The organism is Pseudorhizobium sp. NPDC055634 (assembly GCF_053618655.1).
Map to the genome: position 1 here is coordinate 194,257 of NZ_JBSHHW010000002.1, position 23,992 is coordinate 218,248.

General features: G+C 63.6%; 27 protein-coding genes and 1 tRNA gene. 9 read left to right on the forward strand and 19 right to left on the reverse strand.

Annotated elements, in window-relative coordinates:
* Positions 1–13: 13 nt before the first annotated feature.
* The 6 genes from ACWGPT_RS03995 to ACWGPT_RS04020 form a co-directional block, all read right to left on the reverse strand.
* Positions 14–1,312, reverse strand: coding sequence for a CtpF protein (locus ACWGPT_RS03995; RefSeq protein WP_452604288.1), 1,299 nt, complete (start codon positions 1,310–1,312; stop codon positions 14–16).
* A 31-nt stretch (positions 1,313–1,343) separates the two neighbouring features.
* Positions 1,344–2,012: a CpaD family pilus assembly protein gene (locus ACWGPT_RS04000; protein WP_452604518.1), complete on the reverse strand. Its 669-nt coding sequence runs from the start codon at positions 2,010–2,012 to the stop codon at positions 1,344–1,346.
* Positions 2,013–2,092: 80 nt separating this feature from the next.
* On the reverse strand, positions 2,093–3,610 hold the full coding sequence (locus tag ACWGPT_RS04005; RefSeq protein ID WP_452604289.1) for a type II and III secretion system protein family protein: 1,518 nt from the start codon (positions 3,608–3,610) through the stop codon (positions 2,093–2,095).
* Positions 3,600–4,409 carry a Flp pilus assembly protein CpaB gene (gene cpaB, locus ACWGPT_RS04010; protein WP_452604290.1) on the reverse strand — a complete coding sequence of 270 codons (810 nt, stop codon included), beginning with the start codon at positions 4,407–4,409 and terminating at the stop codon, positions 3,600–3,602. The genes ACWGPT_RS04005 and cpaB overlap by 11 nt, the downstream gene beginning before the upstream one ends.
* 103 nt (positions 4,410–4,512) lie before the next feature.
* Positions 4,513–5,028: an A24 family peptidase gene (locus ACWGPT_RS04015; RefSeq protein ID WP_452604291.1), complete on the reverse strand. Its 516-nt coding sequence runs from the start codon at positions 5,026–5,028 to the stop codon at positions 4,513–4,515.
* Positions 5,029–5,131: 103 nt separating this feature from the next.
* Positions 5,132–5,317 carry a Flp family type IVb pilin gene (locus tag ACWGPT_RS04020; RefSeq protein WP_452604292.1) on the reverse strand — a complete coding sequence of 62 codons (186 nt, stop codon included), beginning with the start codon at positions 5,315–5,317 and terminating at the stop codon, positions 5,132–5,134.
* A gap of 326 nt (positions 5,318–5,643) precedes the next feature.
* Between ACWGPT_RS04020 and ACWGPT_RS04025 the strand changes: the two genes are divergently transcribed.
* From ACWGPT_RS04025 to upp, 6 genes are all read left to right on the forward strand, one after another.
* Positions 5,644–6,045 (forward strand): pilus assembly protein N-terminal domain-containing protein, encoded by a 402-nt coding sequence (locus tag ACWGPT_RS04025; protein ID WP_452604293.1) that lies wholly within the window; start codon positions 5,644–5,646, stop codon positions 6,043–6,045.
* 103 nt (positions 6,046–6,148) lie between these two features.
* Positions 6,149–6,742 (forward strand): TadE/TadG family type IV pilus assembly protein, encoded by a 594-nt coding sequence (locus tag ACWGPT_RS04030; protein ID WP_452604294.1) that lies wholly within the window; start codon positions 6,149–6,151, stop codon positions 6,740–6,742.
* A complete protein-coding gene (locus ACWGPT_RS04035; protein ID WP_452604295.1) occupies positions 6,739–7,326 on the forward strand; it encodes a TadE/TadG family type IV pilus assembly protein in 588 nt (195 codons plus the stop codon). The genes ACWGPT_RS04030 and ACWGPT_RS04035 overlap by 4 nt, the downstream gene beginning before the upstream one ends.
* 97 nt (positions 7,327–7,423) lie before the next feature.
* Positions 7,424–8,644, forward strand: coding sequence for a phosphopentomutase (locus ACWGPT_RS04040; protein WP_452604296.1), 1,221 nt, complete (start codon positions 7,424–7,426; stop codon positions 8,642–8,644).
* On the forward strand, positions 8,641–9,723 hold the full coding sequence (locus ACWGPT_RS04045; protein WP_452604297.1) for an adenosine deaminase: 1,083 nt from the start codon (positions 8,641–8,643) through the stop codon (positions 9,721–9,723). The genes ACWGPT_RS04040 and ACWGPT_RS04045 overlap by 4 nt, the downstream gene beginning before the upstream one ends.
* A complete protein-coding gene (gene upp / locus ACWGPT_RS04050) occupies positions 9,720–10,349 on the forward strand; it encodes a uracil phosphoribosyltransferase (RefSeq protein WP_452604298.1) in 630 nt (209 codons plus the stop codon). Before ACWGPT_RS04045 ends, upp begins: the two co-directional genes overlap by 4 nt.
* 24 nt (positions 10,350–10,373) lie before the next feature.
* Here the strand turns inward: upp and deoA are convergent, their stop codons facing one another.
* From deoA to ACWGPT_RS04100, 10 genes are all read right to left on the reverse strand, one after another.
* Positions 10,374–11,684 carry a thymidine phosphorylase gene (deoA, locus tag ACWGPT_RS04055; RefSeq protein ID WP_452604519.1) on the reverse strand — a complete coding sequence of 437 codons (1,311 nt, stop codon included), beginning with the start codon at positions 11,682–11,684 and terminating at the stop codon, positions 10,374–10,376.
* Between the two features lie 4 nt (positions 11,685–11,688).
* A complete protein-coding gene (gene deoC / locus ACWGPT_RS04060) occupies positions 11,689–12,459 on the reverse strand; it encodes a deoxyribose-phosphate aldolase (protein WP_452604299.1) in 771 nt (256 codons plus the stop codon).
* 112 nt (positions 12,460–12,571) lie between these two features.
* Complete coding sequence (locus tag ACWGPT_RS04065; RefSeq protein WP_452604300.1) at positions 12,572–13,372, reverse strand: purine-nucleoside phosphorylase; 801 nt, start codon at positions 13,370–13,372, stop codon at positions 12,572–12,574.
* Positions 13,369–13,761, reverse strand: a complete 393-nt coding sequence (locus ACWGPT_RS04070; RefSeq protein ID WP_452604301.1) for a cytidine deaminase — start codon at positions 13,759–13,761, stop codon at positions 13,369–13,371. The genes ACWGPT_RS04065 and ACWGPT_RS04070 overlap by 4 nt, the downstream gene beginning before the upstream one ends.
* A gap of 4 nt (positions 13,762–13,765) precedes the next feature.
* Positions 13,766–14,737, reverse strand: a complete 972-nt coding sequence (locus ACWGPT_RS04075) for an ABC transporter permease (protein ID WP_452604302.1) — start codon at positions 14,735–14,737, stop codon at positions 13,766–13,768.
* 10 nt (positions 14,738–14,747) lie between these two features.
* The gene (locus tag ACWGPT_RS04080) at positions 14,748–15,851 is read right to left on the reverse strand and encodes an ABC transporter permease (protein WP_452604303.1); all 1,104 of its coding nucleotides are present in this window, start codon (positions 15,849–15,851) and stop codon (positions 14,748–14,750) included.
* 7 nt (positions 15,852–15,858) lie between these two features.
* Complete coding sequence (locus ACWGPT_RS04085; protein ID WP_452604304.1) at positions 15,859–17,382, reverse strand: ABC transporter ATP-binding protein; 1,524 nt, start codon at positions 17,380–17,382, stop codon at positions 15,859–15,861.
* A gap of 67 nt (positions 17,383–17,449) precedes the next feature.
* On the reverse strand, positions 17,450–18,442 hold the full coding sequence (locus ACWGPT_RS04090; RefSeq protein ID WP_452604305.1) for a BMP family lipoprotein: 993 nt from the start codon (positions 18,440–18,442) through the stop codon (positions 17,450–17,452).
* Between the two features lie 245 nt (positions 18,443–18,687).
* Positions 18,688–19,338, reverse strand: coding sequence for a peptide-methionine (S)-S-oxide reductase MsrA (msrA, locus tag ACWGPT_RS04095; protein ID WP_452604306.1), 651 nt, complete (start codon positions 19,336–19,338; stop codon positions 18,688–18,690).
* Positions 19,339–19,390: 52 nt separating this feature from the next.
* Positions 19,391–19,708, reverse strand: coding sequence for a hypothetical protein (locus ACWGPT_RS04100; RefSeq protein WP_452604520.1), 318 nt, complete (start codon positions 19,706–19,708; stop codon positions 19,391–19,393).
* A gap of 221 nt (positions 19,709–19,929) precedes the next feature.
* On the opposite strand from ACWGPT_RS04100, the gene ACWGPT_RS04105 reads away from it, so the two are divergent.
* The 3 genes from ACWGPT_RS04105 to ACWGPT_RS04115 all read left to right on the forward strand — a co-directional run bounded on the left by ACWGPT_RS04105 (position 19,930) and on the right by ACWGPT_RS04115 (position 21,105).
* Positions 19,930–20,019 (forward strand) — tRNA-Ser (locus tag ACWGPT_RS04105).
* A 404-nt stretch (positions 20,020–20,423) separates the two neighbouring features.
* Positions 20,424–20,585, forward strand: a complete 162-nt coding sequence (locus ACWGPT_RS04110) for a hypothetical protein (RefSeq protein WP_452604307.1) — start codon at positions 20,424–20,426, stop codon at positions 20,583–20,585.
* A gap of 121 nt (positions 20,586–20,706) precedes the next feature.
* A complete protein-coding gene (locus tag ACWGPT_RS04115) occupies positions 20,707–21,105 on the forward strand; it encodes a DUF1236 domain-containing protein (RefSeq protein ID WP_452604308.1) in 399 nt (132 codons plus the stop codon).
* 56 nt (positions 21,106–21,161) lie between these two features.
* Here the strand turns inward: ACWGPT_RS04115 and pncB are convergent, their stop codons facing one another.
* From pncB to ACWGPT_RS04130, 3 genes are all read right to left on the reverse strand, one after another.
* Positions 21,162–22,466, reverse strand: a complete 1,305-nt coding sequence (gene pncB, locus ACWGPT_RS04120; protein WP_452604309.1) for a nicotinate phosphoribosyltransferase — start codon at positions 22,464–22,466, stop codon at positions 21,162–21,164.
* Positions 22,467–22,623: 157 nt separating this feature from the next.
* Complete coding sequence (locus ACWGPT_RS04125; RefSeq protein ID WP_452604310.1) at positions 22,624–22,947, reverse strand: hypothetical protein; 324 nt, start codon at positions 22,945–22,947, stop codon at positions 22,624–22,626.
* 78 nt (positions 22,948–23,025) lie between these two features.
* Positions 23,026–23,979, reverse strand: coding sequence for a 2-hydroxyacid dehydrogenase (locus tag ACWGPT_RS04130; protein WP_452604311.1), 954 nt, complete (start codon positions 23,977–23,979; stop codon positions 23,026–23,028).
* Between the last annotated feature and the right edge of the window lie 13 nt (positions 23,980–23,992).

Genomic DNA, 23,992 nt, shown 5'->3' on the forward strand with positions numbered 1-23,992 from the left:
CTAATCGGGTCCCCTACTTGCGGCGAAGCAGCCCAAGCACCCTCGAAAGCCCGCCTTTTCTTGCCTTCCTCAGTTCGGCACGGCCGGTGACGATGTGGCAGACCTGCGAGAAGGTTTCGGCAGCGGCCGACTTCGCGTCCACTTCCGTGATCATCCTGCCGCTGTTTGCGGCATTGCCGAACAGCGGGGCATCGAACGGCAGGATTGCCGCCGGCTCGATCTCCAGCGCCTCCATGAAATCGGACGGTGCGATCTCCGGCCGCTTCGGCATGCCCACCTGGTTGAGCACGAGATGCGGCAGGGGATCGTTCGGCCTCAGCCGGCGAAGCGCGTCGAGCATGTTCTTCGCGTTGCGGAGGTTGGCAAGATCGGGCACGGCCGTGATCACCACTTCATCCGCCTCTGCCAGCACCGAGCGGCTCCACTCGGACCAGGCGTGCGGCAGGTCGAGGACGGCGACGGGAGCGCTCCGCTGCAGTATCTCGATTACCGGCTGAAAGGCGGTACCGCCGTAATCATAGGCACGGTCCAGAATGGAAGGCGCTGCCAGAAGGGACAGATGCTCTGAACACCGGGTCAACAGGCGATCCAGGAAGACCTCGTCCAGGCGGTCGGGAGCGAACACCGCCTCTGCAATCCCCTGTGCCGGGTCCTGGTCGAAATCGATATTGGCCGTGCCGAACGGAAGGTCCAGGTCGGCGAGGATCGTTTCGGTCGAGAACAGGCTGGAAATACCGAAGGCGCAATTGTGCGCAATGGTCGACGACCCGACGCCGCCCTTGGCGCCGATGAAGGCGATGGACTTGCCGAGCGGTTCCGCTTCGGGATCCACGAAGATCGCAGCCACCGAGGCAAGCAGGTCTGCCATCTGGACCGGGCCTACCAGGTATTCGGAAATGCCGTTGCGGATCAGTTCCCGGTAGAGGGCGATATCGTTGTAGCGGCCGACAAGGATCACGCGGGTGGACGGATCGCAGACTTCGGCCAGCGGGGCCAGTTCGCCGAGGAGGTTGCGGGGCTCGGCGTCGGTCTCGATGATGATCAGGTTGGGGGTCGGCGAAGAGGCAAACATGTTGGCTGCGGCCCCGACGCTGCCATTGGTGATGCGCATGTTGACTTTCGTCATCCGCCGGTCGCGCGCCATGCGCTCCACCGTCTTCTGAAGCGCATCGCCCTCGCAGAAGGCATGAATGGAAATGCGGGGCAAGGGCCGCAGGGACATGAGGTCGGCCTGGGACTGTGCCTCGACCTCGATCGCGGGTCCGCGCTGATCGTCCGGGCTTGCCGGAATGCTATAGTTTATCTGGGTCATGAGGCCACCTGCCGTGCCGGAAAAAGGAGGATCATTCCATGTCCCTCAGTTCGGTATAGCTTTCCCGGTAGCGCTCCATCGCCTGGCCGCGCTGGTCCGCATCAGCAGGCGTCATGCGACGCGGGCCGAGGAGATCGTTGGGGTTGGCGATCTGGGCCGCCAGGTTCCTCTGGGTGGCGCATCCGAAATTGTGGTAGTTCCGGTTCTGCGTCGTGTTGAGCGCGATGTCCTCCGGCCATTCGCCGCAAGGGCTGGTCTGGGCAGTGATCGCGACGTAGCTGAGCCGCACCGGAGCGGGGGCGCCATAATCATGGGCTGCGAAACCGGTCTGCAGGATGCGGTTCTTCGGCACGCCCATGCGGACCATCAGCCGGCGGATGTCTCCGGCCGCGTAGGCAGCGGCACCGGAATTGAGAGCGCCCTGCGGCGTCATGATCCTGATGATGCCCTTCGACGAGCGCTGGTATTCCTGGGCGAAGCCGGCGATGACCTCTCGCTGTCCCATGGTCAGGCCATGGTCGCCAACGGCGACGGGGATGTCGATCACCTTCTCCGCCTCGCCCACCGTGATGGGATGGCGGGTGCGGTAATCGTCCGGAAGCGCCCCGGTGGTGACGCCGTCGCGATTGGCGCAGCCCGATACCAGGATTGCGACACCGATCAGGATCGACGAGACGACCCGCCGTCCGGCGACCCTCATCCCCGTTTCGACAGGATTGCTCATCGTCCGGCGCCTTTCGTGCTGCCTCTGGCTGGTGCGGGAATGGGAAGCGGCGTTGATCATTTGTAGATGAACCCGACATTGCCCTCATATGGCAGGGCTGGTGGCGGAGCGTCCTTGCGGCCGTAGATGCGGTTCACATGTCCGAGGAAGACGCTTGCGACATCGCTCGCGGGGTTGAAGTTGTCATCCGGACGCGACAAGTCGTTGCGGGCGACGGGCCGCACGAGGTACGGAGTCGCGATGATCACGAGTTCCGTCTCAGTACGCTCCAGCGTCTTTCCCCTGAAAAGAGCGCCGAAGAGCGGCACCTTGGAGGCGCCCGGCGTGCCGCTCGAATCCTGCTGGATCTCGTCGCGGATGAGGCCGGCGAGCGCAATGGAGCCGCCCGAGGGCAGTTCCAGGACCGTTTCGGCGTCGCGCTTGCGGAACTCCACGCCGCGACCGCCTGCTATCACAGGCTCCGAGACGCGGGTCTGGATCCGAAGGCTGATGCGGCCCGACGAGAGCACCGTCGGGGTGAAGCCCAACGATATCCCGTACTCATAGGGCAGTATCACGGTTTCGCCGTCGGCATTGGTGGAGGTGTAGAGACGCTCGCCACCCGAGTTGAAGGTCGCGGATTGACCCGAGATCGCGGTCAAGGTCGGCTCCGCGAGAGTGCGGATCGCCCTCGCCTGCTCCAGCGCACTCAGCGCCGTCTCGATCCCCAGTCGACCGATCGTGCCGGCAACGGTTCCCGACAGCCCGCCGGCACCGGCGCCTACGGTCAGCACGTCGAGGCCCGAGGACGTGCCTGCCGGCTCACGTGTGAAGGTCGTATTGAAACCGAGCTGCTTGAGGACTTCGCGACGGATTTCCGCCACGGTCACCTTGAGCATGACCTGGTCCTCGCCTTCGATGGTCAACAGGTTCACGACCTGCGATTGCTGGCGTCCCTCGGCGAAGATCGCGACTGCGCCATCGCCACTGCTCTCGCTTGTCGCGATCGTGTTGCGGGTCGTCGCCTCGCCTCCCTTGAGGAAGATCGAGGCCAGCCTCGTCGCCTGAGTGGCATCCTGGGGCGTGCGAACAGTGCCGCTGAGCACGATGTTGTCCGAGATGATCTCTACCTTGATGTTGGAATCCGGCAGGAAGCGGCGGAGATTGGTTTCGAGGCCCGAAATGTCGCGCTCGATCTCGAGGTCGACCACGACGATCTCCTCGCCGTTTCGACCGAAGATGAAGATATTGGTCTGGCCCACGGTCTTGCCGAAGAGATAGATGCGCCGGGAAGTGCGCGTGACGGCGTCGGCCATGGACGGGTCTGCCACCAGAACGTCATGGGCGTCGGCGGGAAGGTCCACCACGATGGCCTTGTTGAGGCCGATCTTGAGGCGCTTCCTCGCTCCCGTGCCCATCTCGGAGATGCGCACGATGCTGCTTTCCTGGGCCAGTGCCACGGACGCGAATAGACCGCCCCCTCCCGGCGCGGCGGGAATGCCCGAAACCGCCATGGCCAATGACAGGCATAGCGTCATGGACGCCCGCCCCATGCGTCGCTTGATCCTCACCGTCCGCGCTCCGTTATTGTGCATTTGCCCCCGCCGCCTGCTGGCCATTGACGATGGCGCCCGACTTGATGATCTGGATTTCGGCCCGGCCTCCACGGCTCAGGAGATGGTCGGCCGCGATAGTATCCGGCTCCTGCGCATCGGCGACCGAGCGCAGCGCGAGCGTCAGCCGGTCCGCCATCTGTTGGGCGACGGCAATGACCCTGGCCTGATCCGGCGTGAGTTCGAGCGTGGCCGTGGTGCCGATAACGGTCTTCTGGCCATCCGGGCTTTCCTGGATCTGCTGGTCGACCGCCAGCACGCGAATGTTCGTCAGCACTTCCTCGGTCAGGTAACGCCCGTCATCGCCGCGGCGGACCATGATGACATCGACGCGATCGTTCGGCAGAACGAAACCGCCGGCGCCGGTTGCGACGGATATCTCCGTCGACACGGCCCGCTTGCCCGCGGGCAGGAGCGAGGACATGATGCGGTTGGAGGAGTCAGCGATCTTTTCGGCGCGGACCGGCTCGCCCTCGAACAGCGGCAGGCGGACGACCATGCCGCTCAGTTCGGTGATCGCCTCTGGTCGGACCGACTGCGTGATAAGACCGTCGACCACGCCATCCTGCGGCCAGGCCAGCCAGCGCAGGTTTTCATCGCTGAGGCGGCTGCCGACGGGCAGGTTTGCGGAGGAAACGAGAACACTGACGCTCGGCTGCCTCTCGATGACAGCTTCCGCGATCTGGGGTGCGCTCGTACCGGCCAGCCGCATGGCCAGCACGCCGGCAAGGCCAGCGGCTACGACGGCAACCGTCAAAATCAGGATACGAGCGGGCTTCATCACCATTCCTCGCGGGACTCAATCTGCCCGCAGAATGGCTGCCAATGGTGTAGGTAAGGTTAATGATATCGTTACGTAAATGGTTAACGATATGTTGGTCGCGTCACTTCTGGAGAAGGGCCAGGGCGCTCACCGCGATCGGTGAACTCCAGAAGGTCAGCATGCCGGCAATGCCGATGGCGACGCCGTAGGGAACCTTCTTCGATCCGAGGATCTGCGCGGGGACGATGTTTCCGATCATCACGAAGCGATCGGCCTGCGAACGGAGCAACATGACGATCAGCGTGACGATGCCGCCCCAGAGCGCCGTCTGGACGATGAATGCGCCGAGAGCGGCGCTGAATCCGAACCACACGGCCGACGCGGCGAGGAGCTTCACGTCGCCGCCGCCCATGATGTTGAGGGCGAAGAAGCCGAAGCAGACGGCGAGCACGACCGCACCGGCGGCGAAGCTCATGCTGATTTCAGCCCAGGGAAGGCCGGAAACCGGCGCGAGAACGGCAAAGGAAGCGATCAGGAAGATTGATACCCTGTTTGGGATCGTCATGGTGAAGAGGTCACTGACGGCCGCGATGAGCAGGCACATGGGCAGGACCAACAGGACTGCTGCAGAGCTCATATGTCCTCTCTCGCGGCGTGGCCGCCGCACCCTTCCCTATCGAAGAGGTTCAAACCGCTCCCAAGCGGAGCGGTCTGTATGTATCCCCAAAAAACCCGAGGGATTAGTAGGTCTTGTTGTTGGCATCCTGCATCTTGCCGGAGATCGACGTGAACGTGTCATTCAGCGTATTGCCGAGCGTGGTGGCGCCGGCGATCAGGGCAACGGAAATGAGGGCTGCGATCAGACCATATTCAATGGCGGTCGCACCAGATTCATCGCTCTTGAAGCGAGCAAAAAATTTCGACATTGGAACTCTCCTACGACACTGGGTGAATCAGCAAATCCCGACAACTTGTTTCCATTGTTCGGATGAGATCACCCTAGCGGCGGCCGATTGCGATCCGCTTAAAGAAGATCGTTAATTGCGTGATAATTTCCGATCCTCCTCCCGGCGCGATCGGGAATTCGATATTTCATTTAGAAACAATGGCTTGGTCACCATGTCGCTGATTTCGACCTCAGGGCGAGGTGTGGTATCGGGCTCTCGGGCTTCCCGCTTCCTGACGACCTTAAGCCTTCATTCACCACTGTGCCGCATTGTCGTCGTGGCAATATCCATCCAAAGGCTCGGAAATGTTCTCGTCGCACGCCATCCGTCTCTGCCTTGCGCTCGTCGTCATCGTCGGCTGCGCATGGCCGGCATCGGCCCAGGATGATGGCATTCTGCGCGTCTTTATGAATCACGCCCGGATCCTGCGCCTCGACCGGCCCGTCAGCAAGGTCATCGTCGGCAATGCCAGGGTCGCCGATGCAACCGTGGCCGACCCTACGACCATCGTCCTGACCGGGCGGAGCTTCGGGACCACCAACCTCGTCCTCCTCGACATCGACGGCAACGCAATCGCCGACGAGAGGGTGCTCGTATCGATCGACGAGGGGAACACCGTCCGCGTGTTCCGCCCGTCCGAACGTTCGGTACTTTCCTGCACGCCGATCTGCGAAGAACATGCGGAGTTTCCGCAAGGGGCACTCTAGCCCGACGGTGATAGAGCTTTGATGAAGAATGCAGCTTCTGCTGCAACCCTTTATCAATACTCCAGGCCTACCATCGCCCTGCGCCACAGCAGGTCGAGCGATCATGTGCCAGAACAATGACAAAGCCACTGGTGACGTGCCTCGTGCGCCCCGCAAATCGCTGGGAGCGCGCTTCGCCCGTTCGCGCGACGGCGCCGCGGCGATCGAATTCGCGTTGCTGGCTATTCCCTATTTCCTGATCGTCTTCGCGATCATCGAAACCTTCATCGCCTTCACGGGCGAGCAGCTGGTCTCCAACGCGGTCGACACGCTTTCCCGCCAGATGCGGACGGGGCAGATCACCGCGGCCAACACGACCAAAAAGGCCTTTCGCGACAAGTTCTGCGACGAGGTGTCCATCCTCATCAGATGCAGCGCGGAAGACAGCAGCAAACTGATCCTCGACGTCCGAAGCTTTTCCACGTTCGAGCATATTCCCAACGACATCCCGCGCAAGGGCGGCGCCCTCGATGCGACCGACACCTTCGCTCCCGGCGGCCCGACGAGCATCAACATGATGCGCGCCTACTACAAGTGGAGCGTCGTCACCGACCTCGTACGCCCCTACATTTCCGGTCTCAGGCCGGCGGACGGATCGCTTCCAAAAGAGTTCCTGATCGTTGCCACCGCTTCCTTCCGCACCGAGGACTACAAATGATGGGAAGGGCGAGACCGATCCGTGCTGCAGTTGACGCCTGGAACGCCGTTGTCGGGCTGTGGCGGGACCGCCGGGGCGCCGGCGCCGTCGAATTCGCGCTGATCGCGCCGCTGCTCCTGATGATCTACATAACCGTCTTCGAGCTGACGATCGGCCTCAGCGTCTCGAAGCGGATGGCCCGCGCTTCCGGGGCGATCGCCGACCTCGTGACCCAGCAACCCAGCGTCACCAAGAGCTCGCTCGCTGCCATGATCAATGTCGCGGAAAGCATCTTCGTGCCCTACGGCGCCTCGGATATCTCGCTCGACATAACAGGAATAAAGGTCGGGGCGACGAACTCGACCGTCGCCTGGTCGTGGAACGAGGCCGGAGGCAAGCCGCACGGCAAGGGAAGCGTCATCGACATTCCCGAGCAGATGAAAGTGCCCGACTCCTTCATCGTTCATGCGGAATTGTCGGTCCCGCACCGGCTCCTGATGTTCATGCCCGGATTGTTGCCGAGCGAAGTTCGCGACATCACCATCCGCCGCGATTTTTATTACCGTTCCCGCAACGGCACCGCCATCGAGTGCGGTGACTGTTGATCGGCGACCTCGCCCTTTGCCAAAGCAGGCGCTAAACTATATGTAGCCCGATGCGCGACTGCCCCCCGGCAGCGCGATCCTTCTTCCCGGGTGACCGATGGCGCGTGCCTTTCTCTTTGTTCTGGATTCCTTCGGCGTCGGCGGCGCCCGTGACGCCGCGGCCTACGGAGATCTCGGCTCCAATACGCTCGGCCACATCGCCGAATTCTGTGCTGCCGGCGCTGCCGATCGCGCCGGAGTGCGGACGGGGCCCCTGAAGCTCCCCAACATGTCGACGCTCGGCCTGCTTGAGATCGCCAGGCTGGCGAGCGGCGACTATCCGGCCGGCATGCCCCTTCCCGAGCGAACCTTCGGACTGCATGGTGCCGCCGAAGAGGTCTCTCGGGGCAAGGACACGCCCTCCGGCCACTGGGAGATTGCCGGCACGCCGGTGATGTTCGACTGGGGTTACTTCCCTTCCGAAGGAGACGCCTTTCCCCCCGAACTGGTTGAGGCAATCTGCAATGAGGGCGGCGTGCCCGGCATTCTCGGCAACTGCCACGCCTCCGGGACCGAGATCATCGCCCGTCTGGGCGAGGAGCACATCAGGACAGGCAAGCCGATCTGCTATACGTCGACCGACTCTGTCCTGCAGGTCGCCGCACACGAGGCCCATTTCGGCCTGGAGAGACTGATCGATCTCTGCAGGACGGTCCGGCGTCTCGTCGATCCGCTCAACATCGGCAGGGTCATCGCCCGCCCCTTTATCGGAGAATCCCCGTCGGACTTCGAGAGGACGGGAAACCGGCAGGACTTTTCGGTGCCGCCGCCGGAGCCGACCCTTCTCGACCGCCTTACCGAGGCCGGGCGCAAGGTCCACGCGATCGGCAAGATCGGCGACATCTTCGCCCATCAGGGCGTTTCACGAGTGGTCAAGGCCAACGGCAACGCCGCACTGATGGCCGCGACGCTGGAGACGATGGAAATTGCCGAAAGCGGCGACCTGATCTTCACCAATTTCGTGGACTTCGACCAGCTCTACGGACACCGGCGGGACGTCGCGGGCTATGCCGCCGCCCTGGAAGCCTTCGACCGTGCCCTGCCGGAAGTCCATCGGCGCCTCAGGGCGGGCGACATGGTGATCCTGACCGCCGATCACGGCTGCGATCCCACCTGGCGCGGGACGGATCATACGCGCGAGCGCGTGCCGATCATGGTCTTCGGCCCCGGCATCCGCTCCCGCGACATCGGCATCCGTCCGACTTACGCCGACATCGGGGAATCCATCGCGGCCCATCTCGGCATACCCGCCGGATCGCACGGATGGAGTTTCCTTTGACCCAGCATCTTCTGAAGGCGGAGATCCATTGCCATATCGAAGGGGCTGCACCACCGGCCCTTGCGGCCATCCAGGCGGAGAAATACGGCGTCGACACCAGCGGCTTCCTGCGCGATGGAGCCTACATCTGGAAAGACTTTTCCGAGTTCCTCGTCTGCTATGACCGTGTCGCGGCCCTCTTCAAGACCGATGAGGACTATGCGCTGCTGACCGAGAGCTACCTCACCGAACTGGCAGGCGTGAACACGATATACAGCGAGCTCATCGTCTCGCCCGATCACGGCGACCGGATCGGGCTTGGCGCCGACGCCTATCTCGCCGGCATCTGCGAAGGCATCCGCCGGGCCCGCGAGAATACCGGCATCGAAGCGCGCATCATCGTCACGGGCGAACGCCATTTCGGGCCGGAACGCGTCATCGCCGCCGCCGAATATGCGGCGCGCAACCGCACCCCTCTGGTGACGGGGTTCAACATGGCGGGCGAGGAGCGCATGGGGCGCGTCGCCGACTACGCCCGGGCGTTCGATATTGCGCGGGACGCCGGGCTTGGCCTCACGATCCACGCCGGCGAGGTATGCGGTCCTTCCAGCGTCATCGACGCGCTCGACATGGTCCGTCCCTCGCGGATCGGCCACGGGGTCCGAGCCGCTGAAGATGCGGAACTCGTCGCGCGTCTTCGCGATCTCGGCACGGTGCTGGAAGTGTGCCCGGGTTCCAACATTGCTCTGAACGTCTATCCCGATTTCGAGCGCCATCCGCTGCGAGAGCTTCACGAGGCGGGCGTCAGGGTCTGCCTGAACTCGGACGATCCGCCCTTCTTCGGTACCTCGCTCGCGCGGGAATACGAGGTCGCCCAGCGCGTGATGCGTTTCTCGGAGGCCGAGATAAATGCCATGACCCGGACAGCGATCGAGGCCGCCTTCGTCGACGAACCGACACGCCTCCGGCTTCTCTCGAGGTTGGCCGACGGCGCTTCAATTGCTCGACCACAGGCAAACGAGGCACAGGGGGTTGCGGTTTCCCGCCAACCGATAAAAGAAGAGACACATCAACAAACAGGAGAAGGCAGGTTCCGATGAACGGCGTCACTGTCATCGATCATCCGCTGGTGCAGCACAAGCTGACGATCATGCGCAAGAAGGAAACATCCACGGCGGGCTTCCGGCGTCTGTTGCGCGAGATCTCCACCCTGCTCTGCTACGAGGTCACCCGCGATCTCGAACTGACGATGGAAACCATCGAAACCCCGCTGCAGACAATGGATTCCCCCGTCCTTGAGGGAAAGAAACTCGTCTTTGCATCGATCCTGCGTGCCGGGAACGGCCTGCTCGAGGGGATGCTGGAACTGGTTCCGTCCGCACGGGTCTCGCATATCGGCGTCTATCGGGATCACAAGACGCTGCAGGCGGTCGAGTATTTCTTCAAGGCCCCGGAAGACATTGCGGAACGGCTCATCATCGTCGTCGACCCGATGCTGGCGACCGGCAACTCGGCGATCGCGGCGATCGACAAGCTGAAGGAACGCGGTGCCCACAACATCCGCTTCCTGTGTCTGCTGGCCGCGCCGGAAGGGCTCGAGAGCTTCCGCAAGCATCATCCCGACGTGCCGGTCTACACGGCGTCCATCGACAGCCGCCTCAACGAGAACGGCTATATCGTTCCCGGCCTCGGTGACGCCGGCGACCGGATGTACGGGACGAAATAGGACGATCTTCTCGCTCCGCAGTGGTCAGGCGATCCGATCGAGGACGACAGGGGTCGCTTGCGGCGCCACGTCCGAAATCCGGTAGGCCCGGATGACCGCGGCCGCGGCGCTTTGTGCCTGTGCCTCGCTGTTTGCGTGCACGAAGGCGATCGGGTCCCCCCTCGACAGCTTAGCCCCGAGCGGCAGGATGCAATCGATCCCGACGGCGTGATCGATCGGGTCCTGTGGGCGCTTGCGTCCGCCGCCGAGTTCGACGACGGCGAGCCCGATGTCGCGTGTCGCACAGGCGGCGAGCCATCCGTCGTCCGGTGCCGGGACCGGGATGATGACCGCAGCCTTCCGCAGGTAGCGGTCCGGGCTCTCCACGAAATCCGAAGGCCCTCCAAGCGCGTGGACCATGCGGGCGAAGACTTCCAGGGCCCTGCCACCGTCGAGGGCATTGATAGCGGCCGCCCGCGCCTCGTCCGCACCCTCGCAGAGGCCCGCCTGCATGAGCATCTCTACCGCGAGAGCGATTACAACGTCGTGCAGCCGGGTGCCGTTCTTTCCTCCCATGAGGAATTCGAGAGCGTTCCCGACCTCGACGGCATTGCCGGCGGCATCGGCAAGCGGCTGGTTCATGTCGGTGAGCAGCGCGCTGGTGCGAACCCCCGCTCCGTTCGCGACGTCCACCAGGGAGCGGGCGAGCGCCGCCGCCTGCGCGGGATCCTCCATGAACGCGCCGCTGCCCACCTTCACGTCGAGAACGAGCGTCTGAAGTCCGGCGGCGAGTTTCTTCGACAGTATGGAGGCGGTAATCAGGGGCACGGATTCCACGGTCGCCGTGACGCCGCGGATCGCGTAAAGCCGCCGATCCGCCGGGGCCAGATCGCCGGTCTGGCCGATGATTGCGCAACCGACCTCGGAAACGACCCGGCGAAGCAGGTCGGGATCCGGCGTGACATCGTAGCCGGGGATCGACTGGAGCTTGTCCAGCGTGCCGCCGGTGTGGCCAAGGCCTCTTCCGGAGATCATCGGCACCGCAAGGCCACAGGCGGCAGCGATTGGCGCAAGCATGAGCGAGACATTGTCTCCTACACCGCCGGTCGAGTGCTTGTCGGAAACGGGACGGGAGATGCCGGGCCAGTCCATGACATCGCCGGAATCGCGCATGGCAAGCGTCAGCGCGACCGTTTCCTCGCGGGACATGCCCTGGAAGAATACCGCCATGGCGAAGGCGGCCGCCTGCCCCTCGGTGATCTCCCCGCGGGTCAGTCCTTCGACGAAGGCGGCGATATCCCCGGGAGCGAGTTCCTGCCCGTCGCGCTTCCGGCGGATGATCTCCTGCGGGATCATGCCGTCAGTAGACCGTCGCCGCACGCGGCGGCGCCGTCCCGCTCAGCACTGCCAGAATATCGTCGAGAAGGCCGGATGCGCCGAACCGGAAGGTCGACGGCATGATCCAGTCCGGCCCCATGATGGTCTCGGCAAGCCGCAGGTAGAGGTCCGCATCCGAAACCGTGGCGATGCCCCCCGCCGGCTTGAAGCCGACACGCTTCTTCGACGCACGAATGGCGCGAAGCATGATATCGGCCGCCTCGAGCGTTGCATTGACGGGCACCTTGCCGGTCGAGGTCTTGATGAAGTCGGCGCCTGCCGCGATCGCCAGTTCGGACGCCCGGGTGATGAGGGCGCTGTTCTTCAGTTCACCCGTTTCGATGATCACCTTGAGGCAGGCCCCCGGGCAGGCTTCGCGTACCGCCCTGACCATCTCGGTCGTCGCCGCTTCATCCCCCTCGATCAGGCGCCGGTAGGGAATGACGAGGTCGATCTCGTCTGCGCCATCTGCGATCGCCTGCCGCGTTTCCTCCACCGCTTCGGCAACCGAAAGGTCGCCCGAAGGAAAGTTGACGACGGTCGCGATCCGTACCGGATGCCCGTCCCCGAGGAGCTTCCTTGCCTGGGCCACGAACCGCGGCCAGATGCAGATCGCCGCCGCGGAGCCGTAGGGAGTCTGCGCCCGCCGGCACAATGTCTCGATCGCAGCCGCATCGCAATCGTCGCGAAGATTGGTGAGGTCGAGCAGAGAAAGGGCGCAACTGGCCGCTTCCCGCGGAGTCTTCATCTCCATGGCTGATACCTCCTCGTAAGGCTTCATCATCGGCGTTCAAACGATTTAACGCAACCCGCCGAATCTCGCATTCGGGGGCCGAGGGGATGGATGCGGACCGAATGGCCTGAAATCACTGGCCTTTTTCCATCAGCATTTCCTGAAGGATGGCGGCGAGGTGGCGACCGCCCACGGGGGCCATTTCCTTTGTCTCCTCGTGGCTGAGTTCACCCCCGGTCATGCCGGCGCCGAAGTTCGTGATGACCGAAGCCGCCGCCACCCGCAGTCCGAAGAAGCGCGCCAGGATCACCTCCGGAACGGTCGACATGCCGACGGCATCCGCGCCGAGCGTCCGCGCCATCCGGATCTCGGCGGGCGTCTCGAAGCTCGGACCGGAAAACCACATGTAGACACCGGTGAACAGCGGGATGCCGCAGCGTATCGCCGCGTTGCGCATGTCGGTCGCCAGTTCGGGGTCGTAGGCGCTGGTCATTCCGACGAAACGCCCATCGCCCTCCTCGCCGATCAGCGGGTTCATGCCCGAATAGTTGATGTGGTCGGTAATCTGCATCACCGAACCGGGCGGCATGTCCTGGCGGACTGAACCGGCGGAGTTTGTAAGCACGAGGGACTGGACGCCAAGCCCCTTCAGGACCGCGATCGGGAAGCGCATGGCGCGAGGGTCGCCCTTCTCGTAATAGTGCGCCCGTCCGGAGAGCATGATCACCGGCTCCCTTCCGAGATACCCCGCCACCAGCTCTCCCGCATGCCCGGTAACGCCGCTCGCCGGAAATCCGGGAAGATCGCCATAGGGGACGCGGACGGCCTCGGTGACGTTATCGACAAGCGAGCCGAGGCCGGACCCGAGCACGATGGCACATCGCGGCATCAACCCGTTCAGCCGGTCGACGAGGACATCGACGACCTCCCTCATCCGATGACGTCCGTCTCGAAGGCATAGGGCAGGAGTTCAGCCATCGTGACCGTCTTCTGGACCCCCTGATCGTCGCAGAGGTAGACCCGCGTGTCGGCGGAGGCAAATTCGGAAATCTTCTGTCGGCAGCCGCCGCAGGGGGTGCAGAGCGGCAGCTTCTCGGCGATCACGGCAAGTTCCCTGATCTGCCGCCCACCGCCCATGATCATGGCGCCGATTGCCGTGGGCTCCGCGCACCAGCCCTGAGGGAAGGACAGGTTCTCGATATTGGCGCCGAGGTAGACATTGCCGTCGTCGGCCCGGATCGCGGCTCCCACGGGGAACTTCGAATAGGGCGAATGGGACTTTTCCATCGCGGAACGGGCAGCTTCGAACAGCTCGTGCGACATGGATTCAGCGCTCCTTTACATAGGGGACACCACCCGCCTTCGGCGCACGGGCGACGCCGATGAAGCCGGCAAGGAGGATGATGGTGAGGATATAGGGCAGCGCCTGGAATATCTGGACGGGCACTTCGCCGATGACCGGCAGGGACTTGCCCTGCATGAAGTTCGCGACCGCGTCGAGGAAGCCGAAGAGAAGGCAGGCGAACATCACCGGCACCGGCCGCCATTTGGCGAAGATCAGGGCGGCGAGCGCGATATAGCCCTTGCCGGCCGACATGTTGTTGATGAAGGCGGCGGACTGGGCGATCGCGAGGTAGGTTCCCGCAAAGCCGCACAGGAACCCCGCCACGATGACGGCGCGATAGCGCATCCACGCAACGGAGATGCCGGCGGTGTCGACGGCGCCCGGGTTTTCCCCCACGGCGCGCAGCCTCAGCCCGAAACGGGTCCGGAACAGGACCCACCAGGCAAGCGGAACCGCCGCGAAGGCCATGTAGGTCAGGATGTTGTTTCCGGAAATGACGTTGGCGTAGAGCGGGCCGATGATCGGCACTTCGCGCATGGCATCGGCACCGGGAAGGATGATCGGCGCAAAGCGGGCGTCGCCCGAAACCTGCGGCGTGCGCCCACCCTGGCCGAACCAAGCCTGGCCAAGCACGACGGTCAGGCCCATGGCCACGAAGTTGAGCGCGACGCCCGAGACGATCTGGTTGCCGCGGTTGGTGATCGACGCAAAACCATGCACCAGCGAGAATGCGATCGATACGCCGATCCCGGCGAGAAGGCCGAGCCAGGCCGAACCGGTGACATAAGCGGCGACCGCCGATGCGAAGGCCGCGGCCAGCATCTTGCCCTCGAGCCCGATGTCGAAAATCCCGGCGCGTTCGGAGAAAAGCCCCGCAAGCGCGGTGAAGAGCAGCGGGATCGACAGGCGGATGGTCGAGCCGAGGATGCTGACGAAGATGTCGAAATAGTCCATCGCTTCCTCCTCAGGCTTTCGCGAACTTCTGGTAGACGCGCACGACGGCGGGTCGCAACATGTATTCGAGCGCGCCGGCAAACAGGATCACAAGACCCTGGATGACGACGATCATGTCGCGGGTGATGGTCGGCATCTCGAAGGACAAGTCTGCGCCGCCCTGGTAGAGGATGCCGAAGAGGATCGCCGCAAGGATGATCCCGACCGGATGACTTCGCCCCATGAGCGATACGGCGATCCCCACGAATCCGGCGCCGGCGACGAATTCCACCTGCAGGCGGGCGGCGGCGCCGTTGACGGCGTTCAGCGCCATCATGCCGGCCAGCGCTCCGGAGATCAGCATGGCGATGATCACGGTCCGGGTATAGGGAACACCCGCATAGATCGCGGCGGAGGGGCTGATGCCGAGCGTGCGCATCTCGTAGCCGAGCTTGGTGCGCCAGATCAGCAGCCACACGAGGTAGCACATCACAAGCGCGATCAGGAACGACACGTTGAACGGCGCGGGCCCGAGCTTCAGCCCGAACAGCGCCATCAGCCAGTCGAGCCTGGGAAGCTGCCCGCCCTCCAGGAAGGTCCGGGTCTCCGGCGCCATCTTGCCGGGCACGATCAGGACGTTGACCAGAAGATAGACCATCAGCGCGGCGGCGATGAAATTGAACATGATCGTGGTGATGACGATGTGGCTGCCGCGCCTGGCCTGCAGCCAGGCCGGAATGAAGGCCCAGGCCGCACCGAAGAGCGCGGCGCCGGCCATCGCGAACGGCATCGTCACGTACCACGGCACGTAATGGTCGAGGGCGAGCGCCGCGAGCGCCGCGCCAAGTCCGCCGACATAGGCCTGCCCTTCAGAACCGATGTTGAAGAGGCCCGCATGGAAGGCGACGGCGACCGAGAGGCCGGTAAAGATGAAGCTCGTGGCATAGAAGAGCGTGAAACCGATCGCGTCTCCCCGGCCGAGCGAGCCCTGGATGAGGAACTTGAGCGCCTGCCAGGGGCTTTCGCCGATCCACCAGACGACGAGACCGGAAAAGAAGAAGGCAAGCAGCAGGTTGAGCAGGGGGATCACCCCATAGCTGATCCAGTTGGGAAGCGGCACGGATGCTGTCGTCATTTGGGCCTCACGCCGCGATACCGGCCATCATCAGGCCAAGCGTCTGTTCGTCCGCCTTGCCGGTCTTCTCGCCGACGACGCGGCCGGCGAACATCACGAGGATACGGTCCGAAAGCGAACGGATCTCGTCAAGCTCGACGGAGACCAGGAGCACTGCCTTGCCTGCATCGCGCGTTTCTATGATGCGGCGGTGTATGAATTCAATGGCGCCGACATCCACGCCGCGCGTCGGCTGGCCGACGATGAGCAGCTTCGGGTCCCGCTCGATCTCACGGGCGACGACGATCTTCTGCTGGTTGCCGCCGGAAAAGTTGGCCGTCTTGAGGCGCGGATTCGGAGGGCGGATGTCGTATTTCGCGATCTTGTCCTCGGCATCCTTCCGGATCGCATCGAGGTCGAGCAAGGCCCCGCGACCGTATCTCGGATCACGGTGGTAGCCGAGGATAGAGTTCTCGTATTCCTCGAATTTCAGGACCAGTCCCATGTGATGCCGGTCTTCCGGGATGTGGGCAAGCCCGAGTTCGCGACGCCGGGCAGCGTCGAGGCCCGCCAGCGGCTGGCCGTCCATGATGATCTCGCCCGATGCGGGCTTGCGTATCCCGGCGATCGCCTCCAGCAGTTCCGACTGCCCGTTGCCGGCGACGCCCGCAATGCCAACGATCTCCCCTGCCCGAACGTCGAAGGAAACATTGTCGACCATGGTGACGCCACGGGAATCCTTGACGGTCAGGTTGCGGACCGACAGCAGTACCTTCCCGGGATGCGCCTCTCCCTTTTCCAGGTGAAGGAGGACGTGGCGGCCCACCATCAATTCCGCCAGTTCCGTCACCGTCGTCTCCGCCGTCTTGCGGGTGGCGACCATCTCGCCACGGCGCATGACCGAAACCGAGTCGGTGATCGCCATGATCTCCCGCAGCTTGTGGGTAATCAGGATGATCGTCTTTCCCTGTTCGCGCAGGACCCGCAGGATATTGAAGAGGTGGTCGGCCTCGGCCGGCGTCAGGACGCCGGTGGGCTCGTCGAGGATGAGGATATCGGCACCGCGATGGAGCGCCTTCAGGATCTCGACGCGCTGCTGCGCTCCGACCGGAAGCTCCTCGACGATGGCGTCCGGATCGACCTCCAGCCCGTACTCCCTTTCCAGGCGCTCGAGTTCTGCCCTCGCCTTCTCGGAAGACCGGGCGAGCAGCGGGCCACCCTCCACGCCGAGCATGACGTTCTCCAGGACGGTGAAATTCTCGACGAGCATGAAATGCTGGTGAACCATGCCGATGCCGGCGGCAATCGCCGCCTGGCTGTCGCGGATCATGACGGGCTTGCCGGAAATGCGGATCTCGCCGCGGTCGGCCTGGTAGAAGCCGTAGAGGATCGACATCAGCGTGGACTTGCCGGCGCCGTTCTCGCCGATAATCCCGTGAATCGTGCCCTTGGCGATCTCGAGGTTGATATTCCTGTTGGCATGAACGGGGCCGAAGCTCTTGTCGATGCCCACAAGTTCAATCGCCGGTACGGCTGAAGGGTCCAGGCTCAAGCGTCGCCTCTCAAATCGCGTATTTGGCCGGGCGCCGGCGGCACTGCCGCAGGCGCCCTCCGTTCGATCAGTTCGGGCAGGAATTGTCCGACATGTAATCGTGAACCTTGACGGTTCCGGCAATGATGTCGGCCTTGGCCTTTTCAACGGCCTCGGACATTTCCGGGGTGATGAGCGCCTTGTTGTTCTCGTCGACCGCGTAGGTGACGCCATCTTCCTTGACGCCGCGCGCCTGCACGCCGGCGGTGAACTTGTCGTCCTGGGTATCCTTGAAGGCGTCGTGGACGGCGAGGTCAACGCGCTTGACCATCGAGGTCAGCACCTTGCCCGGATGCAGGTGGTTCTGGTTGGAGTCCACGCCGATGCCGAGCTTGCCGTTGTCGGCGGCCGTCTGCAGGACGCCGAGGCCGCTCGCGCCGGCTGCCGCGTAGATGACATCCGCACCCTGGTCGATCTGGTTCTTGGTGAGTTCGCCGGCGCGGACCGGGTCATTCCAGGCCGCACCGGTGGTGCCGACCATGTTCTGGAAGACCGTCGCGTCGGGCTTTGCCGCCTTCACGCCCTGGACATAGCCGCAGCCGAACTTGCGGATCAGCGGAATATCCATGCCGCCGACGAAGCCGACCTTTCCGGTCTGCGAGGCCATGCCGGCGAGGAGACCCGCGAGATAGGAGCCTTCCTCTTCCTTGTAGACGACGGAGCGGACGTTGGGCAGGTCGACAACGGAGTCGACGATCACGAACTTGGTGTCAGGAAACTCGGCTGCGACCTTTTCCATGGCCGAGGTCCATGCGAAGGAAACCGCGACGACCGGGTTGAAGCCGCGGCTCGCGAAATTGCGGATCGCCTGCTCGCCCTGCGTATCGCTGGTGGGCTCGAAATCCCGGTACTCGACCCCCGTTTCCTTCTTGAACTGCTCGGCGCCATTGTACGCCGCTTCGTTGAAGGACTTGTCGAACTTGCCGCCGGTTCCGTATACCAAGGCCGGCTTGATTTCCGCTGCCAGCGCGGTTGCCGACATTGCTGCAGCGGCCATGAGGGTCAAAAGGGTTTTCTTCATCGTTCAGCCCTGTTCTAGATGTTTGTTCGCTGGGTGCCACCCGCAGGCCGATCGGCGGCAAATCTGCGGCAACCGGTCTTCCCCTACCGCAGACTGGCTTCTCGCACTTTTGCATGTGCGATGGAAAAATTCACCCGGTTTTTTTCCTTTGGTAAAATTCCGATGCCGGCCGCTCCATGGAACCAGGATGCCGCGAACTGCAGGCTCGGGGCATCCTTTCAGGTATCGCTCAATGCAATCGGAAGCTAGCCGATCGGGCAGCTCACCCCGGTGCCGCGCAGACCGCAATAGCCGCCCGGATTCTTGGCGAGGTACTGCTGATGGTAATCCTCGGCATAGTAGTAGACGTCGAGCGGCGCGATCTCCGTCGTGATCCGCGCGTTCTTGCCCGCTGCATCGAGCGCTGCCTGAAAGGCCGCCATCGCCTCGGCCGCTTCCGCTGCCTGTTCCGGCGTGGTCGTATAGATCGCCGAACGGTAGGTGGTGCCAATGTCGTTGCCCTGGCGCATGCCCTGCGTCGGATCGTGCTCCTCGAAGAAGGTCTTCAGCAGGGTGCGATAGGTGACGACGGACGGGTCGAACACGACCTTGACGATCTCCGCGTGGCCGGTAAGCCCGGTGGTCGTTTCGTGGTAGGTCGGATGCGGGGTGATCCCGCCGGCATAACCGACCGAGGTCACGTAGACGCCGGGAATGTTCCAGAACAGCCGCTCGGCGCCCCAGAAGCACCCCATGCCGAAATAGGCGATTTCCATGCCGGCCGGAAAGGGCTCATGCAGGGAGTGGCCATTGACGAAGTGACGGTCCGACGTCGGGATCGGTTGATCCCGACCCGCAAGCGCCGTCTCGGCCGTCGGCATGGCTGTCTTCTTGTTGAACATGTCGGTCACGAACATCATCGCCTCCTGGCGTGCGAGGAAATGCCTGCCTCGGTATCCGGATGCTCGATCAGGCCGAGAACCGACCGGCAAATCGCGGACGCCTGTAGCCGATCATCCAGAACAGCAGGGCAAGCACGAGGAATACGGCAAAGGCAGGCTGCGCCAGAACCGGCGCCACGGCCCACCGCCATGCATCGGCATGGATATAGTGCGCGGCGGCGGCCTCCGCCATAGCAAGGCTCACCACGTCCAGGTTCTGCCAGTGATTTCCGAGCGACGTCATCACCACCGAGGAGGAGGCGACCGACTGGATGGAATCAAGCGTGCCCACGAGGATCGCCGCGACAAGCGCCAAGAGGCTGAGAAGGCGAAAGACGCTGCGTATCAAGGGCCGGCTCCTGACCTCGCAATCCGCAACGGCGGGGACAATCGGTTGCGTCAAGCGATAACGCGCGCAGGCTTGCCGCGCAACAGGCAGCACGCCTGCGGCCGCCAGGAAACGCCTTATGACAGGTGCGTGCAAATTCCGGTTGATCGACGCGAAATCCTCGTTATATATCGCGCCCGACCGCTGCTTCGCGTCCGCGCATGCAGCCCTTACTCCAAGGACAGGTGGCCGAGTGGTTGAAGGCGCACGCCTGGAACGCGTGTATACGGGAAACCGTATCGAGGGTTCGAATCCCTCTCTGTCCGCCATTCCCTCGGCTGTCCGACCCGGATACATAGGTAACGGTTTGTACCTAAGACATGGGTGACAACCTCGTGCCGAACGGGTTGTCGATGGTTTGCAACGTTCTCTGCTCGAGATCGATATATCCCAGATCATAGTGCATGAAGCTGACGATCCTGGCCCGACATTTCGTCATCAGGCTGACGCTGCCCGCGTTTTCGGGATTCGCCGAGAAACGCTGTTCACAGGCAGGGCCGATGAGGCCTTGGCGAGATCTTCCCGCACAAGGCGCTGCCGATCAAAACGTCTTCGCGAGATCCTCTCCGCCTGCTGTCGCATCGAATAGCTTCGAGCGCCGTGACTAGGTCCGCGCAAGGAAAGGCCTGCATAGAGGGCGGAACCGATGAGCGGTTCCAGCAAGGACAATGAAATGTCACAAGACCTCGACCTTCCAGGCACCCTTTCCGAACAGACCCTGGCGCTCTTCCTTGAAGAGAACGACCTCGACGCGGTAACCGATGTGCTCGTCGACGCACTGGAAGAGGCGCTTTCGATCCTGCACAACGAGATCCGGGGCGAAATCCTGCACTAAAGAACTCACTGCGGCTCGCTCGCAAAGCATGACGCCCGTTTATCAACGGTTACAGAAAATGGGGAACAAGCTTTCTCTCTGGGGGTTCTTCTGCGCGGAAGGGCAACAAAAGGAGAAAGACATGAAAAAGATCCTCATTGTTTCCGGCGCGATCCTCGCAGCCACTTTCGCGACCGGCGCATCCGCCCAGGAGGGAACCGCAACCGGAGCAGCCGGTGGCGCAGTAACCGGCGCGATCGTCGGCGGTCCGATCGGTGCAGCGGTCGGCGGTATTGCCGGCGCCGCGCTCGGCACCGCGATCGACCCGCCTCCGCAGGAAGTCGTCCGCTACGTTGAAACCCAGCCGGTTCCGTCCAGCCGCGTCGTCGTCGAGGAGGAAATTGTCGTCGGCAAGCCGTTGCCCGAAACGGTCGTTCTAACGCCCGTGCCGGAGTACGACACCTACTCCTACGCTGTCGTCAACGAGCAGCGCGTGATCGTCGACCCACAGACCCGCAAGGTGGTGCAGGTGATCCGCTAATCCGGCAGAGCTTCATTCTGTTTCAGGGCCCCGCCACCGGCGGGGCTTTTCCGTTCCTACACGAGCACGGCCTGCTCGACGCGGTCTTCGGTCCCGAAGACGCGAAGGTAGCGTTCCACCACGGCGGGATCGCCTGTCGCCTTCCGGGGGTTGTCGGAAAGCTTGACGGCCGGCCGGCCGTTCGCGTCGCTCACCTTGCAGACGAGCGAGATCGGCTTCAGGCTCTCCACGTTGCGGGGCGCGCAACCGGCGAAATCGTTGGTGAGGTTGGTGCCCCAGCCGAAGCTCATCCGGACCCGACCCTCGAAATGACGGTAGGTATCGATGATCGCATCTACATCGAGGCCGTCCGAGAAGATCAGAAGCTTGCTCTTCGGGTCCCGCCCCATTCGGCGCCACCAGTCGATGATCTTCTCGCCGCCCTCGATGGGTGGCGCGCTGTCCGGACGGAAGCCCGTCCAGTCCGCCACCCATTCGGGTGCATCACGCAGGAAGGCAGCGGTGCCGAAGGCATCCGGCAGGACGATGAGAAGGTTCCCGCCGTAAAGCCGGTTCCAATCCTTCAGGACCTTGTAGGGTGCCGCCCGCAGTTCCTCGTCGGTGTTTGCCAGCGCCGCCATGACCATGGGAAGCTCGTGCGCATTGGTCCCCACCGCCTCGAGATCGGAATCCATCGCGAGCAGCACGTTGCTGGTGCCGGTGAATGCCGGGCCGATGCCTTCCTTGAGGGCCTCCACGCACCAGCGCTGCCAGAGGAAGCTGTGGCGCCGGCGGGTGCCGAAATCGGAAATTCGCAGGCCGGGAAGCGCCCGCAGGCGCTCGACCTTTTCCCACATCTTCGCCTTTGCCCGTGCATACAGCACGTCGAGGACAAAGGGACCCATGTGGCGCATGGCTGCGCGGGAGCGCAGTTCGTTGATGATGGCGAGCGCCGGAATTTCCCACATCGTGGTTTCCATCCAGCGACCGTGGAAGTTCAGCTCGTACTGGCCGTCGCGCTTCGACAGTTCGTATTCCGGCAGCTGGTAGGTGGCGAGCCAGTTCAGGAACTCCGGCTCGAATATCTGCTTGCGGCCGTAGAAGGTGTTACCCGCAAGCCAGATCATCTCCTTCTTCGACAGGTGAAGGGCACGGGCATGATCCAGCTGCTCGCGCAGTTCCCCCTCGTCGATCTCGTCCGCCAGACGTACCGAGGTCGTGCGGTTGATGAGGGAGAATGTCGCCTCGACGTCCGGATAGAGCTTCCAGATCATCTGCAGCATGAGGAGCTTGTAGAAGTCCGTATCGATCAGGCTGCGGATGATCGGGTCGAGCTTCCAGGTGTGGTTGTAAACCCGGGTCGCGATATCGGTCTTCGTCATGCCTGTGCTGCCTTGGCCAGAGAGGGCCGGCTCGTCTCAATCGGAACGAAGGCAAATCGGAAAACCGCCTCCCGGTCGCAAGACTTAGGCAAAAAAGACCGGCAAGTCCACACGGCAATTCGGCCGCGGCGAACCGCGACCGATGTCGAAGCGGGTCTCAGTCGGCCGGCGCACCGGCTGCGGGAGGCGCCTGGGCCGGATCGGCCGATGGCTGCGCATCCCGACCGGGCGATACGGTATCCGCCGCGGGCGGTGTCGCGGTCTGCTCTGCAGGCGGTTCGGTGGATTGCCCCCACATCTCGGCAACACCCCATGCGATCAGGGCAAGCACCAGGCCCGCGATCAGCACCTTCAGGACCGGGAAGCCTTCCCGCCCCTGACGCGCCTCCGTGGCGCTCAAGGGTTGCTCCGCGGGCGTGCCGGCCGGGCCGGTCTGTCGGCGGGCGGGATCGGGATCGTTCGGATCGAAATGCGTGTTCATCGGGTTGCTCCTCTGCACGGCCGATTCGGCCGGTGGCGTGGCAGGGGAACGATTGGCGCGCCGCGAGGTTCCGCCGGGTCAATAGCCGCTGGCGCGGTCCACGACGTGCTGCAGGGGCAGCCCCGCCTCGAAACGGTCGATCTGGCGCTCGACGTGGCGGAAGAGGGCCGCTACGTCGCTCGCGGAGGCCGCGTGCGGCGTGACGATGACATTGTCCGTATCCCAGAACGCGCTCTCGGCCGGCAGGGGCTCGACCTCGAAGACATCCAGTGAGGCGCCGACGAGCGTCCCGTCCTTCAGGGCTTCCAGGAGGTCTGTCTCCACCTGGCTTCCGCCCCGCCCGGCATTGACGAAGACCGGTCCGCCGAGCGCGCCATCGCGGCGAAGCCTGCGGAAAAGGTTCCCGTCGAAGATTGCGCGGGTATCCGGCGTCAGCGGGAGGAGGCCCACCAGGATATCGGTTCTCGAGAGGAACTGATCCAGACCGACCGAGTCGAAGGTTTCTATGCCCTCGATCTCCTTCCTGGTCCGCGACCATCCGAGGACGTTGAAGCCCATCACCTTCAGCTTTGCCGCGGCGTCCCGCCCGAGCGTACCCAAGCCCATGATGCCGACCGTGACGTCCTTCGCCTCCGGCTGCGGCAGTTCGCGCCACAGATGCTCCCGCTGCTGGCCCAGATAGGCCGGCACCTGCCGCAGGTGGCTGAGGCACTGGAGCACGACCCACTCGCTCATGCGGGTCGTCAAGCTTTCATCGACAAAACGGACGATAGGAGACGCCGGCAGGTCGCCAAGAGCGAGGATGTGATCCACGCCGGCGCCGCCGGAGAACAGAACCTCGAGATCGGGTGCGCGCAGGAACAGGTCGCGATCAGGCTTCCATATGACAGCGTAGCGGGCCGAGGAAATATCCCGGTCCTTGTCGGCGGCCAGCATCACCTCGCGTCCCTCGAATGCGCCGGCAAGCGCCCGCTCGACGTCACGGCGCTGGAATTTCAGGTCTATGACGATCGAAGGCTTGGAGGAGGTCATGGGGGTTTCCGTC